This is a genomic window from Pseudomonas sp. B21-056, assembly GCF_026016325.1.
In the GTDB taxonomy this organism is placed as follows: Bacteria; Pseudomonadota; Gammaproteobacteria; order Pseudomonadales; family Pseudomonadaceae; genus Aquipseudomonas.
Genome location: NZ_CP087203.1, coordinates 3,487,941 through 3,502,509, shown reverse-complemented (window position 1 = coordinate 3,502,509; position 14,569 = coordinate 3,487,941). Strand labels below are relative to the sequence as shown.

Below are 14,569 nucleotides of genomic sequence, written 5' to 3'. Positions count from 1 at the left end.
GCTGCCAGGCTGTAGGGCTGCTTTGCAGCCCAGCGGGGATAAATCCCCTCGCCACAAGTAATATTCAATTCTCAATCGGCAGCTGGTCGATGCTGGCGCAACAACTCGATCTGCTGGGCAGGAATCAACTCGCGCAACGCCTTGTAGAGCGCCCGGGTTTCCAGCAGGTTCCAGATGCGCAGCATGGTTTCCAGCGCATCGAGGGGTTTGCTGATGAAATCCCGGGCGCCGAGGGCCAGGGCTCGCAGGCGGGTATCCCGGGTGGCGTCGGCGGTCAGCACCAGGATCGGCAGGTAATCGTTGGCCGGGATGCGCCGGTTGAGTTGCTCCAGCACGGCGAAACCGTCGAACGCCGGCATGTGCAGGTCGAGGATGACCAGGTCCGGTTCGAAGCTGTTGAACAAGTCCAGGGTGCGCAGGGGCTCGGTGCTGCTCAGCACGTTGTGCAACCCTTCGCGGGCCAGCAGTTGTTCCATCAGGTCCAGGTTGGGGCGCTGGTCGTCGATGATCAGGATGCGCAAATCGCGATTCATGCGGGCTCCGGTAAATAACGTTCAAGGTGGGCCAGGAAGGCCTGGATATGAATGGGCTTGGTCAGGATCGCCGTGGCGCCGGCATCCTGCAGGGCCCGATGGGTCAAGTCGCTGGCGTCGGCCGTGATCATCAGCACCGGAGTGGACGCAGTGGCCGGGGACTGGCGCAAGCGGCGCAAGACCTCCAGCCCCTCCAGGTCCGGCAAGGTTACATCCAGCAGGATCAGTTGCGGCGCATGCTGCCGCGCCAGGTCCAGGCCCATCTGGCCCTGCATGCTCGACAACAGCTGGATTCCGGGACGGCGCTGCATCAGGGTTTCGATCAACGCCAGGCTCGACAGGTTGTCCTCGATGCACAACACCCTGCCGTGGTATTCAACGGGCGGGCGGGTGACCGTCAGGGCCGCGATGGGCGGCAACTGCGTGGCGACGACCTGGGCGCCCGGCAATTGCAAGGTGAAACAGCAACCCTGACCGGGCACGCTGCGAACCAGAAGATTGCCCTGCATCATCTCCAGCAGGCTCTTGCTCAAGGACAGCCCGAGGCCGGTGCCTTCCACTTGGGGATCGGCGCCCAGGCGTTCGAACGGCTTGAACAACTGGTCCAACTGCTCCGGGGCAATGCCGCGTCCGGTATCGCTGACGGCAATGTCCACCCGGTTGTCCACGACAGCCACTTCAATGCGCACTTCACCACCGGGCCGGTTGTACTTGATGGCGTTGGACAACAGGTTGAGCAGCACCTGGACCAGGCGCTGACGGTCGGCCAGCACGCCGCTGCCGTCGGGCAGTGGCGATAGCTCGACCAGGCGAATGCCGGCGTCGGCAGCCATGGGTGAAACCAGCGTCAGGGCTTCGTGCAACACCGTCGCCAGGGCGATCGGCTCGATGTTCAGCGGCAGGCGGCCAGCCTCGATCCGGGCAATGTCCAGCACCTCGTTGATCAACGCCAGCAGGTGCTGCCCAGCGCGCAGGATGTGGCTGACGTGGGGACGCTGGCCGGCCGTGGAGTCCATGTCCAGCAGTTGCGCGAAGCCGAGGATGGCATTCAATGGCGTGCGCAGTTCGTGGCTCATGCGCGAGAGAAACTCGCTCTTGGCCCGGCTGGCGCTTTCCGCTTCTTCGCGGGCGGTGCCCAGGGCGATCTCGGCGGCCCGTCGGTCAGTGATGTCGCGGGTGATCTTGGAGAAACCGCGCAGGGCGCCGGTGCTGTCGTATTGGGCGGTGATGACCACGCTGGCCCAGAAGCGGCTGCCGTCCTTGCGACAACGCCAGCCTTCTTCCATGTAATGGCCGTCGCGGGTGGCTTCGCGCAGGGCCATCTCCGGGTGCGCTGGGCATTCTTCTGCCAGGTAGAACAGGGAAAAATGCCGGCCGATGATTTCCTGCTCGGTGTAGCCCTTGATCCGCTCGGCGCCGGCATTCCAGGTGATCACATAACCCTTGGCGTCCAGGGCGAAGATCCCGTAGTCCCTCACGCCATCGATGATCAGCCGCAGGCGTTCCTCGTTGTCGCGCAGCGCCCGCTCGCGTTCGGCCAGCAACTGTCCGGCTTCCACCAGGCGGGTGCCCAGCTGGCCGATTTCATCCTGCTCCGGCGGTTGTGGCAGCAAGGGTTGGCCCAGTGCCAGGCGCTGGGCGTTGCCTTGTACCTGCTGCACCCGGGCGACAATGCCCTTGGACAGGAACAACACCGCGACAATCGCGCCGAACAGCCCGCATAACGCCGCCAGCAGGGTGGCGAGCAGCAGGCGCATGCGGATGTCCGAGGCGGCGGCACTGCGCTCGGCGAGCAGGGCATCTTCGCGGATGCGCATGGCGCTGATCTGTTCGCGCAATATGTCCAGCACTTGCTTGTTTTCGATCAGGAACGCGGTGATCGCCTCCGGGTTGTCGAACTCGCCGCTGCGCAATTCGACCAGTCCACCGATTTTTTCTTCGATCAGCGGAGTGATGGTCTGCAGGTGTTCGCGCACCCTGGCGTCGCGGATGTCGTGGTCCAGGCGTTGCAACGCCGCCTCGATCAAGGGCGTGGCCTGTTCATAGCCAGGCAGGAAATCCTCGCGCCGGGTCAACAGGTAGCCGCGCACGCTGGCTGCCGCCTCGGCCAGCAGGGTATGCACCGTCTGGATATCGCCCTGGACGCGCAGTACCCGACGAACATCTTCTTCGGCCCGGGCGGTCTGGCGCTCGGTGATGTAGATGAGCACCAGGGACAGCAATAGCACCACCAGCGGCAGGGAAATCACCACCAATGCCTTGCCCCGTAGCGGCAGGTCGGCCCAGCGGCGGGCCGCCAGGTACCTCATGGCCATTGTCCGGCGGGTTGCGCCACCAGTCCCAGGGCGATACCGCGCACGGCGGCCTGGGTCCGGTCGGCGGCGCCCAGCTTGCCGATGACCCGCTCCACGTGGGCCTTGGCGGTGCCGGGGGCGATGCCGAGTTTTTCGCCGATTTCACGATTACTGAAGCCGCTCGCCACCAAGCCCAGCACTTGGCGTTCCCGCGCGGTCAGGGCTTGGAGCGGCGACGCGCCGCTGGCGCTACGTTCGGTCATGCGCCGCAACAGGCGCGCACTGACTGAACTGTTCAACGCTTCCTCGCCCCGGGCGACCCGTTTGAGGGCGTCCAGCACCTCATCCCGGCTGGCATCCTTGAGCAGATAGCCTACGGCTCCTGCACTGATGGCTGCCTCCAGGTGATCGGTGCTGTCGTCCATAGTGAAGATCATCACTTTGATGCCCGGTTGGCGCTTTTGCAGGATGCGCGCCGCGCCCAGGCCGTTGAGAACCGGCATGCGGATGTCGAGAATGGCGATGTCCGGTTGCAACCGCTCGCACAGATCCAGGGCCTCCTGGCCGTCGCGGGCCTGACCGACGACCTCGAACCCTGGGGTGCCGGCCAGCAGGGCGATGAAGCCGGCGCGGGTGACTTCGTGATCATCGGCCAGCAGCAGCCGTAAAGGTGGGGTCATGGGTGTGCTCCGTGGATGGGCAACGGCACGCTGGCCAGCAATCGGGTGCCGTCGCCGGGCTGGCTGGAACAAGTCAGCTGGCCTCCCAGCAGGAGTGCTCGCTCCTGCATGGCAGCCAGGCCCAGATGGCGGGTGCCGTTGGTTTCGATGGGTTGCTCCAGGGCAAAGCCACGACCGTTGTCCTCGACCCGCAGGGAGGCCTGGCCGTCGCTGATCAAAAGCCCCAGGCAGGCGTGGCTGGCCCGGGCGTGCTTGAGGATATTGTTGATGCCTTCCTGGGCAATACGGAACAGGGCGATTTCGGTACTGCCCGGCAGGCGCTCGGGACTGTGTTCGACCCAGTCCACCGTCAGGCCGGCGTCGCGCAGGCGATCAGCTTCCTTGTCGACCGCTTTGTACAGGCCGAAATCGTCCAGCACATGGGGACGCAGGCCGCCGATCAACTGCCGACCTTCACCGACACAGCCCTGGGCCAACGCCAGGATGGTCTGCAATTCGTTCGCCAGGTCTGGCGGCAACACCGGGCAGCGACCGGCAAATCCCTGCAAGCGCTGGTGCAGGCCGGCCAGGTTTTGCGCCAGGCCGTCATGCAGGTCATAAGCCACGCGCTTGCGTTCGTCCTCCTGGGCAGTGAACAACCGGTGGACCAGCTCGGACATGGTGCGCTCGCGGGCCTGGAGCGCTTCGAGCAGCCGATGGTTCTCCAGGTGCGCAGCCAGCAGGGTCGTCAGCAGTTGCAGGGACTCGATGTCTTCGTTGTCCGGCGCACTGATGACCACGCTGTTGCCCAGCAACAGTACGCCGAACACCGTCCCGTCGGCGGCTCGCAGCGGCACACGGAGGACCTGGGGCAGGGCGCTGCCGGGGTATTCGAGCCACTGCGGGCCGGGAGAGGGCGATTGAGCGAGGCTGGCGAGCCAATCGAGTCGTTCGCCACTGCCATGGCTGGCGAGGGCGCTTGCCGGGTGATCCGGCGCCCATTCCAGCAGCAAGCCATGGTCCATGGCGACGAACGCACAGGCCCTCTGCACGACGCGCTGGCGCATTTGCGCCAAGGGCAACCGGGTCAGTTCATGGCCGGTCCCCAACAACAGGCCCAGGCGCGCGGCGCGGCTTTGTGACTGACGATACTGACTGCGGATGGCCAGGGCGCTGCCGGGGTCATGGGGTGGGCTTTGCATGGGGGCTCCAGCGTGAAAGGGACCGGTCCGGTCGCGATGCCGTCATTAGACCGTGTCATCGGCGCCGGGCCTATCTGCCGATCGGCATAGTCGATTGGCTCCGGTTGGCCGATGGCGGCGGCTGCCGCGACCGGCAAAGTGGGGTCATTGAAACCGACGCTATTAATACCGAAAGGAGCGCTACGATGAAAATGAAAACCCTGGCCCTTGCCACTTTTTTTGTACTGACCACGCCTTTTGTCCATGCTGCCGATGCCACGCCTTTCGTGTATCGCACCGTGGCCGAACAACCCAAGAACGTGAATGATCGGGAGATCGCTGCGCTGTTCGACCAGTGGAACAAGACACTGCAGACCGGCAGTGCCACCGCGATGAGCAGCCTCTATGCGCCGGATGCGGTCCTGCAACCGACTCTTTCCAACAAGGTGCGTACCACGCCGGCACAGATCCAGGACTATTTCGAGCACTTCCTGGCGGGTAAGCCGGTCGGGAAGATCAACTACCGGGAAATCCGCCACCTGGGTCCCGATGCGGCAATGGACAGTGGCGTCTACACCTTCACCCTGACCAATGCCGATGGCAGCAAGAAGGACGTCCAGGCGCGCTACACCTACCTCTATGAGCGCCTGAACGGGCAGTGGAAGATCATCAACCACCACTCTTCGGCCATGCCGGAAGTGCCGAAAGCCCTGCACGCCAGCCACTGATACCCTCGCTACCCGGGCGCCCTTGATCTCAAGGGCGCTTTTTTTTCGTGGGAGCGAGCCCTGCTCGCGACAGCGCCCGACCAGTCACCATAAATGCAAGCTGAGCCACCGCCATCGCGAGCAGGCTCGCTCCCACATTGTTCCCGGCGAACCCACTTTCTGCGTCTGACCGCCAATCCCCTGTGGGAGCGAGCCTGCTCGCGATAGCGGTGGGTCAGCTTGCATCGCACCCCCTCAGTTTCCCCCCTTTTACACATCTCGCTGCATAAAGCACTTGGATTAGCTCGCGAACATTAATTAGAATCAGTCTCATTTAAGACATTCCATGCCCAGGGCTTCTTGACATGTTTGATGCAGCTACGCCGACGGAGCACTCCCTTCATGCGTTGTACCGTGATCATGGCGGTTGGCTGGAAGGCTGGTTGAGACGGCGCATGGGCAATGCCTGGGATGCGGCGGACCTGCGCCAGGATACCTTCCTGCGGGTCCTGTCCAGTGCCCAGCCCCTGGCGGACCTGCACGAACCCCGTGCCTACCTGCTCACGGTCGGCAAGCGGCTGCTGAGCAATTTCTATACCCGGCGCAACCTGGAACAGGCTTACCTCGATGCCCTGGCAAGTCTGCCCGAAGAGTGCGTACCGTCCCCGGAGCAACGCTGGCTGCTGCTCGAAACCCTGCAAGCCCTGGACGAATTGCTCGATGGCCTGCCGCCCCAGGTGCGGCGGGCTTTTTTGTGGAGTCAGCTCGAAGGCCTCGGCTACCGGGAAATTGCCGAGCGCATGCAGGTGTCCGAACGCACCGTCAAGCGCTACATGGCCCAGGCCTATGAGCATTGCCTGCTGGTGGACTTTTGATTCGCCCGGCGCCGTCGTCCGAGGCTCGGGACGTCGCCCGGGCGGCTGCCCGCTGGCTGACCATGATGGAGTTCGGCGGCAACGAGTTCGACGCCGCCGCCCTGCAACGCTGGCGCGACAGCAGCGCCCATCATGAGGCGGCCTGGCAAAAGGCCCAGCGCCTGCGCCAGCGCTTCGCCGGGGTGCCGCCTTCGTTGGGCATGGCAACCCTGGATCGTCCGGCCTTGCCCCGGCGTGCCGTACTCAAGCGCGCACTGAGCGTCGCCGCGTTGGTTCCGACGGCCTGGATGCTGGGCCGCGAGTTGCCCCTGGAAGCCTGGCACGCCGATCTGCACACCGCCATCGGTGAACAGCGGCGTTGGTCGCTGGTGGATGGCAGCCTTTTGCAACTGAACACCGACAGCGCCGTGAACCTGGACCTCAAGGCCCGGCGCCTGGTGCTGGTGCAAGGCGAAATGGCGCTGAAGGTCAGCGGCGTCACGCCATTGGCCGTCCAGGCTCCCTACGGGCTGATTACCGTCAGTCGCGGCGAAGTCTGCGTGCGCTTGGACGAGCGAGGCTGTCGGGTCTCGGTGGTCAGCGGCTCGGCACACCTGCAACCGTTGCACGGGCCCGTGCTGCAACTGGACGAGGGCCAGCAGGTCAGCCTTCACGCCGCAGGCGCCGGGCCGGTGACCCGCCTCGACCTGACGCAACCGGGTTGGCGTGATGGGGTGCTGGTGGCGCAGAACCAGCCGCTGGGGGACTTTCTCCGCGAGCTGGGTCGCTATCGCCCGGGTGTTCTGCGCTGGGACGACGCCCTGGAGTCGCTCCGGGTGACCGGCAGTTTCCGCCTGGAAAACACCGATAAAATCCTCGCTTTGCTCTCGGCCAGCCTGCCATTGGATGTGCAGATGCGCACCCGTTATTGGGTCACCCTGACGCTCCGCAAAAATATTGCCTGATGCCTGTCCCCTTTTTTTGTCTCGCTTGTCATTCAAGGCAAGTGAACAAAAACGAGAGCGCCTTCCAATGTCCGCAGTAGTACCTTTGCGTTTACGCCCGGCCCTTGCCGGCTGGCGTCCGCTGTTGAACCTGAGTCTCATGCTGAGCCTGAGTGCCAGCCCGTTCTTCATCTCATCCAGCCACGCCGAAGAAGCGGCCCGGCGCAGTTACCAGGTGCCGGCCGGCAGCCTGAGCGCGGCATTGACCCGCTTCGCCGGGCTGGCAGGTGTCAACCTGTCGGTGGATCCGGCCCTGGTGAGCGGTCGCAACAGCGCCGGGCTCTCGGGCGAATATGGCGTGGAGGAGGGCTTTGCCCGGTTGCTGCAGGGCTCCGGCCTGCAACTGCAACCGGTGGGCGAACAGGCCTACATCCTGGCCCCGGCGCCGGAAGGTGGCAGCGTGCAACTGGCGCCCACCTCGATTCTTGGCGCCGCCGGTTCGGAGGAGGGCGAGGTGTATGCCGGCGGTCAGGTCGCCCGGCGTGGTTCCCAGGGCTTGCTGGGCTCGCGAGACTTCATGGAAACGCCGTTCAGCATGACCACCTACACCAGCGAGACGGTCAAGAACCAGCAGGCCCGGACCCTGGGCGACCTGGTCAACAGCGACCCTTCGGTGCGTGCGACCAACCCGGCGGGTGGGCGGTACGAGCAGTTCACCATTCGCGGTTTCAGCCTGTTCAACAGCGATGTTGCCTACAACGGCCTCTACGGCATCCTGCCGACCTATACGATCGACATGGAAATGGCCGAGCGCGTCGACATCCTCAAGGGACCGAGCCAGCTCATCAACGGTATTTCACCGCGGGGCAGCGTAGGGGGCGGGATCAACGTGGTGCCCAAGCGCGCCACCGACAAGCCCATCACCTCGTTCACCGGTAGCTACGCGTCCAACAACCAGCTCGGCGGCGCCGTGGATGTCGGTCGACGCTTTGGCGAGGACAACCAGTTCGGCATTCGTTTCAACGGCGTGAAGCAGTCTGGCGATACCGAATGGGATCACCAGAGCGTGGACCGCGAGATGGCCGTGGTTGGCCTGGACTTCCGTGGTGAGCGCCTGCGTGTCTCCACGGACATCGGCCACACCGAGCGCGATACCGATGCGCCGCAGGAGCGCGTGCAGGTCGGTGCCAATGCACAGGTTCCCCATGCCAGTGATGTGCGCAACAACTATGCCCAGCCCTGGAGCAAGGCACGCACCAAGGACACCTTCGGCATGGTGAACGCCGAGTACGATGTCAGTGACTCGACCATGCTGTACGGCGGTGTCGGTGCGCGTGAAAGTCATCATGACTTCCTCCGGCATAACGTTTCGATCACCAATGACGCTGGCGATTTCACCGTTTCTCCCCGGGACTTCACCCGGGACGAAAGCGTCCGTACAGCCAATGCCGGTGTGCGCAACTGGTTTCATACGGGGCCGGTAAGCCACGAGGTCAACCTGGCCGCCAGTTATTTCTACATGGACTTCACCAACGGCGGCGCCCGCTACGCCAACGGCTTCAGCAACCTGTATGACCCGGTGGAAACCACGACGCCAAGTACCCCTACACGCAAGGATGACAAGGTCTACACCGAGAACCACTTCAGCGGCGTTGCGTTATCCGACACCCTGGGGTTCTTCGATGACCGTTTGCTGCTGACCCTCGGCGCCCGCTGGCAACGGGTGGAAGTGGACGACTGGACTGCGGGTGTCAAAGGTGCAACTGCCTATGACGAGGAAAAAGTCTCGCCATCGGGCGGCGTCCTGTTCAAGGCCACCGACAAGCTGTCTCTGTATGCCAACTACATGGAAGGCCTGAGCCAGGGCAAGATCGCGCCGTCGACCTCGATCAACGAGGATGAGATTTTCCCGCCGTTCATCAGCCGTCAGGTCGAGGTGGGGGCCAAGTACGACGCCGGTCCGTTCGCCTTGACTGCCGCTCTGTTCCGGATCAAGCAGCCGGCCTACGCGACCGACGCCACCACACGGGTCTTCGGCCCCAACGGCAAGCGCGAAAATACCGGTGTGGAACTGAGCGTGTTCGGTGAGCCCCTCAAAGGTACCCGCCTGCTCGGTGGCGTGATGTACATCGACAGCGAGCTGACCAACACCACCGGTGGCACTTACGATGGCAACCGTGCGCCAGCCACGCCGAAATACAACGTCAACCTGGGCGCCGAGTGGGATGTGCCTACAGTGCAAGGCCTGACCCTGACCAGTCGCGGCATCTATTCCAGTTCGCAGTACCTGGACCAGTCCAACGACAAGGAAATCGATTCCTGGGTCCGTTTCGACGTAGGTGCACGCTACGGCTTCAAGGTCGATGAAAAGAACATCACCCTGCGCGCCAACATCGAGAACGTGGCCAACAAGAACTACTGGGCCTCGGCCGGCGCCTCGGATGACAGCGAGCCGGGCCTGACCCTGTCGACCCCGCGCACCTACCTTCTGTCGGCTACCGTGGATTTCTAAGCTGCTCTACAGCTCCAGGGAGGGAGCGTTTTCAAACTGTCATATATCGTTTTGATACAACTTGATATTAATCTGCAATTAACTGAGGCATACAGTTCGATATAAAAACTGATTCACACTGACTTTTAGCGCTGATATCAAAGCGCCTTGTTCGATATATCCATCCCAATATCTCCAATTCATTTCGGAGAAACTTTCCTGCGCGTCATTTATAAAAATCCGACTCCGCGAAATTCCAATTTATTTGAAATTAAATATTGCACTCATCAGCGAATGAGAATAATTTGCATGTCGGGACTTAATCAGGGTTGATTACTCATGTTGAATGAAAGCGCTGTACGCATCGATTCTTTGCAAAAGGACAATGCACATTATCTGAGCCGCCAGGGCCGGTTCGAATCCAATGTTCGCAGTTACCCGCGCAAGTTGCCTCTGGCAATCGCCAAGGCCCATGGTGTATGGGTAACGGATGTGGAGGGCAAGGTCTACCTCGATTGCCTGGCAGGGGCCGGCACCCTGGCGTTGGGCCACAACTCTCCAGACATCATGGCGAGCATCGATCGGTTCATGTCCTCGGGCATGCCGATGCACACCTTGGACCTCACTACGCCACAGAAGGATGCTTTCAGCGAAAAGCTCTTGAGCCTGCTGCCGGGCCAGGGACGCGACTATTGCCTGCAATTCTGCGGGCCGTCCGGAGCGGACGCGGTGGAGGCGGCGCTCAAGCTGGCCAAGACGTTCACCGGACGCAGCAGCATCATCAGCTTCAGCGGTGGCTATCACGGCATGACCCATGGTGCGTTGTCGGTGACAGGCAACACCGGGCCGAAAGATGCCGTGGCGTCCTTGATGCCGGGCGTGCAGTTCATGCCATACCCCCATGAATACCGCTGCCCGCTGGGCATTGGCGGCGAAGCCGGGATCGAAGCGCTGGGCTATTACTTCACCCAGTTCATCGAGGATGTGGAAAGCGGCGTCTCACTGCCCGCCGCGGTGATCCTCGAGGCGGTGCAGGGCGAGGGCGGTGTCAATTGTGCGCCACCGCAATGGTTGCGCCGCATCCGCGAGGTCACCCAGCGGCACGGTATCCTGCTGATCATCGATGAAGTTCAGGCGGGCTTTGGCCGCACCGGCAAGATGTTTGCCTTCGAGCACGCCGGCATCGAGCCGGACATCATTGTCATGTCCAAGGCGGTCGGTGGCGGGTTGCCGCTGGCCGTGCTGGGCCTCAAGCGTGAGTTCGATGCCTGGCAGCCGGGCGCCCACACCGGGACGTTCCGCGGCAACCAGATGGCCATGGCCACGGGCCTGGCGACGCTCAACGCCTTGCAGCAACAGGACCTGCCGGCCCAGGCTGAGCGTCGTGGCGCCTGGCTCAAGGCGCGACTGGTGGAGCTGCAGCAACGTTATCCGGCCCTCGGTCAGGTACGTGGCCGCGGGTTGATGCTGGGCATCGAGATCGTCGACGAGCGCCAGGCCCCTGATCACCTGAACAGCTATCCGGGCGACCCCACCTTGGCCGTGGCCATCCAGAAACATTGCTTCGACCACGGGCTGTTGCTGGAGCGAGGGGGAAGGCAGGGCAATGTAATCCGGTTGTTGCCGCCGTTGATCATCGACGACCAGCAATGTGCCCTGGCAGTGGAACGATTTGAACAAGCGTTGCAGGCTGCACTCTTGCAAGAACGCGGTTAAACAACTGTCCGTTATATACCTGGCGATATAAGTCATATCCGCCACTTGCTAAACAGCGCTAAACAATTTTCCCGAAGTTGGGGAGGCGGGCACCTATTGTCTTGTCGCTGAACACAAACGTATTGCCCAGACATGAAGTCATCCGTAACCCGCAGGTTACGAGGAGCAACTATGCAATATCCCGATCGTACTGCTTTATCCCACCGCGTCAGCGAATTGGCCAGCACCCGCGCCTTGCTCAATTGTTTGATCAAGGAGTTCGCGTTGCCGGAAAACTGCCTGGATTATCACTGGCCCCAGGATATGCGCGGCATTGCACCCGGGAGTTATCTGGAAGGGCTGCAATCGAAGGGGATTCCCCTGACGATCAGCCTGCCCAACGGCCAACAGTTCTTCGTGCTGGTGGATCGTTGCGACCGTCTCGGCAGCCATCGCTACCTGTCCGATGTGTATGCGCGTCAGGGCGATACGTCGTGGAGCAACCTGCCGTTCCCCGAGTTCGTCGCGCAACTGCTCGGTGCCTGTGAGCACATGACCCGCGCCAGCAACGGTGAGTTGCTCGAACAGGTGCTGCAAAGCCAGTCCCTGACCGCCGCCATCGTCGCCCACAACATCGACGGTGCGGGTCCGGCGCCGCTGAGCAACTACCTGGCCAGCGAGCAAGGCCTGTGGTTTGGTCATCCCAATCATCCGGCGCCCAAGGCGCGGCTCTGGCCGGCCCATCTGGCCCAGGAAACCTATGCGCCGGAGTTCCAGGCGCGCACGGCACTGCACCTGTTCGAGGTCCCTCGCGAAGGGCTGCGGATCTCCGCCAACGGGCTGACCGAAGAACAAGTGCTGGCCGGGTTCGCCGACCAGAGTCGTGCACGGCCGGGCCGGGCGATCATCTGCCTGCACCCGGTCCAGGCGCAGCTGTTCGTGCAGGATCGGCGGGTGCAACAGCAACTGGAACTGGGCGAACTGCGGGACCTGGGCACCACCGGTGCGCTGGCCAGCCCGACGGCCTCCATGCGCACCTGGTACATCGAAGGGCATGACTATTTCATCAAGGGATCGTTGAACGTGCGCATCACCAACTGCGTGCGCAAGAACGCCTGGTATGAGCTGGAAAGCACTTTGATCATCGACCAGTTGTTCCAGCGCTTGCAGCAGACCCAGCCGCAAACCCTCGGTGGCCTGTCCACCGTGGCCGAGCCGGGTTCGTTGAGCTGGGCGCCCAGGCATGCGAGCGAAGTCGACAGCCACTGGTTCCGCGAGCAGACCGGCGCGATCCTGCGGGAGAACTTCTGCCGTCGCGGCGGCGCCGATGTCAGCGTCATGGCCGGTACGCTGTTCGCCCGGGACATTCACTCCCAACCACTGGTCCATGAGTTCCTGCAAGGCTTCAATGGCCGGGCACTCGACGACGGGCAACTGCTCGACTGGTTCGACCGCTACCAGGCGTTGTTGCTGCGTCCGGTGCTGGCGCTGTTCTTCAACCACGGCGTCGTGATGGAACCGCACCTGCAGAACAGCGTGCTGATCCACGACGACGGCCAGCCTCAGCAACTGCTGTTGCGGGACTTCGAAGGGGTCAAGCTGACCGAAGAGCTGGGTATGTCCGGGATCGCCGTCGGCCTGCATCCCCGCGTGCGTCAGTCGATGACCTATAGCCGCGAACAGGGCTGGAGTCGCATCAGTTACTGCTTGCTGATCAATAACCTGTCCGAAGCGGTGCTGGCCCTGAGCTGGGAACGTCCGCACCTGGCGCCGTTGATGTGGGAGCGGGTGGAGCGACAACTGCGCAGCATCCGCGAGGAACTGGTACGGCCGGCACCGGAACTGGATGCGCTGATCGCGGGCGATTCGATTCCCTGCAAGACCAATCTCAAGGTGCGTCTGGCCGCCAAGGCTGATCGTCAGGCCGGTTACGTCAACCTGCGTTCGCCTTGGGGCGAGGAGGTGCGTTATGCGTGACCTGCCCGAAACGGTAATGGCCGCCATCGATGCCGCCCGACGCAACAGCGAAGACCCGCTGGCCCTGTTTGTCTATGACCTCGAGGCGCTGACCCGTCACGTCAGTGAGGTGATGGCCGCGCTGCCCGCCGGCGTGGAGCTGTACTACGCGATCAAGGCCAACAGCGAAGCGCCGATGCTCGCGGCCCTGGCGCCGCTGGTCAGCGGTTTCGAGATTTCCTCGGGCGGCGAGATCGAGCGGGTCGTGGCGTGTCCGACGCGCAAGCCCTACGTGTTTTCCGGCCCGGGCAAACTCGATTCGGACCTGCGTGCGGCCCTGGAGAACCGGGTCGAGGCGATTCACGTGGAAAGCCTCAATGAAATCGACCGCCTGCAACGTCTTGCGCAACAGGCGGGCCGGGTGCAGCCGGTGTTCATCCGCATCAACCCGCAGTTGCCATCGACCCTGTCGAGCAAACTGGCGATGGCCGGCACCGCAACGCCTTTCGGCATCGACGAAGTCGAGCTGCCGGAAGCCGTGCGGCGGGTGCAGGCGTTCAGTCACCTGAGCCTCAAGGGCTTCCATGTGCACGCCATGTCCCACCAGAACTCGGTGGAACGTCACGAGCAGTTGCTGGATTTCTACCTGCACCGCTGGACCGAATGGAAGGCACTGGCGACCGGCGATGAGCAACCGACCCACTTGAACGTCGGCGGCGGCATCGGCGTCGATTACCTGAGTGGGCAGCGCTTCGATTGGCAGCGGCTGTGCCGGCATCTGGGCAAGTCCCTGGCCTCCCATGAGCAGCCGCCGGTGGTGCGTTTCGAGCCGGGGCGCTTCATCAGTGCATTCTGTGGCTATTACGTGATCGAAGTGCTGGACACCAAGACCAGCCACGGCGAGCACTTCCTGGTCTGTCGCGGCGGAACCCACCAGTTCCGTCTGCCGGCGGCCCAGAGTCACGATCACCCGGTCATTCACCTGCCACGTCGGCGCAAGCCGCAGCCGGATACCGCGCAGACCTGGACCGTGGTCGGCCAGTTGTGCACGCCCAAGGATGTCTTGAGCCGCGGCCGTCAGTTGCAAGGGGCCGAGGTGGGTGATCTGTTGGTGCTGCCCATGGCCGGCGCCTATGGCTACAACATCTCCCACGCGGACTTCCTCTGCCACCCGCGTCCGCTGCAACAGTTCGTCAGTGCCACCACGTCGGGAGCGCTGTTGTGAAGGTGTCGCGTCACTGGGTGGTGCTCAACG

11 protein-coding genes are annotated in these 14,569 nt (G+C 63.1%); 7 read left to right on the top strand and 4 right to left on the bottom strand.

The genetic code is table 11. From position 1 onward, the window contains the following. Positions 1-71: 71 nt before the first annotated feature. From LOY67_RS14770 to LOY67_RS14755, 4 genes are read right to left on the bottom strand one after another with little or no spacing between them, the layout of a single operon-like run. Positions 72-533, bottom strand: a complete 462-nt coding sequence (locus LOY67_RS14770; protein ID WP_265063191.1) for a response regulator — start codon at positions 531-533, stop codon at positions 72-74. Next, on the bottom strand, positions 530-2,842 hold the full coding sequence (locus tag LOY67_RS14765; protein ID WP_265063190.1) for an ATP-binding protein: 2,313 nt from the start codon (positions 2,840-2,842) through the stop codon (positions 530-532). Before LOY67_RS14765 ends, LOY67_RS14770 begins: the two co-directional genes overlap by 4 nt. Continuing rightward, positions 2,839-3,507 carry a response regulator gene (locus LOY67_RS14760; protein ID WP_265063189.1) on the bottom strand — a complete coding sequence of 223 codons (669 nt, stop codon included), beginning with the start codon at positions 3,505-3,507 and terminating at the stop codon, positions 2,839-2,841. The genes LOY67_RS14765 and LOY67_RS14760 overlap by 4 nt, the downstream gene beginning before the upstream one ends. Next, on the bottom strand, positions 3,504-4,688 hold the full coding sequence (locus tag LOY67_RS14755; protein WP_265063188.1) for a sensor histidine kinase: 1,185 nt from the start codon (positions 4,686-4,688) through the stop codon (positions 3,504-3,506). Before LOY67_RS14755 ends, LOY67_RS14760 begins: the two co-directional genes overlap by 4 nt. A gap of 185 nt (positions 4,689-4,873) precedes the next feature. Between LOY67_RS14755 and LOY67_RS14750 the strand changes: the two genes are divergently transcribed. The 7 genes from LOY67_RS14750 (at position 4,874) to LOY67_RS14720 (ending at position 14,539) form a co-directional block, all read left to right on the top strand. Beyond that, a complete protein-coding gene (locus tag LOY67_RS14750) occupies positions 4,874-5,395 on the top strand; it encodes an SgcJ/EcaC family oxidoreductase (protein ID WP_265063187.1) in 522 nt (173 codons plus the stop codon). A 344-nt stretch (positions 5,396-5,739) separates the two neighbouring features. Beyond that, positions 5,740-6,249, top strand: coding sequence for a sigma-70 family RNA polymerase sigma factor (locus LOY67_RS14745; protein WP_265063186.1), 510 nt, complete (start codon positions 5,740-5,742; stop codon positions 6,247-6,249). Next, a complete protein-coding gene (locus LOY67_RS14740; RefSeq protein ID WP_265063185.1) occupies positions 6,246-7,193 on the top strand; it encodes a FecR domain-containing protein in 948 nt (315 codons plus the stop codon). The genes LOY67_RS14745 and LOY67_RS14740 overlap by 4 nt, the downstream gene beginning before the upstream one ends. 67 nt (positions 7,194-7,260) lie before the next feature. Next, a complete protein-coding gene (locus tag LOY67_RS14735) occupies positions 7,261-9,684 on the top strand; it encodes a TonB-dependent receptor (RefSeq protein WP_265063184.1) in 2,424 nt (807 codons plus the stop codon). Between the two features lie 318 nt (positions 9,685-10,002). Beyond that, a complete protein-coding gene (locus LOY67_RS14730) occupies positions 10,003-11,379 on the top strand; it encodes a diaminobutyrate--2-oxoglutarate transaminase (protein WP_265063183.1) in 1,377 nt (458 codons plus the stop codon). 171 nt (positions 11,380-11,550) lie between these two features. Beyond that, positions 11,551-13,335: an IucA/IucC family protein gene (locus LOY67_RS14725; protein ID WP_265063182.1), complete on the top strand. Its 1,785-nt coding sequence runs from the start codon at positions 11,551-11,553 to the stop codon at positions 13,333-13,335. After that, positions 13,328-14,539: a type III PLP-dependent enzyme gene (locus LOY67_RS14720; RefSeq protein WP_265063181.1), complete on the top strand. Its 1,212-nt coding sequence runs from the start codon at positions 13,328-13,330 to the stop codon at positions 14,537-14,539. The genes LOY67_RS14725 and LOY67_RS14720 overlap by 8 nt, the downstream gene beginning before the upstream one ends. Positions 14,540-14,569 lie beyond the last annotated feature (30 nt).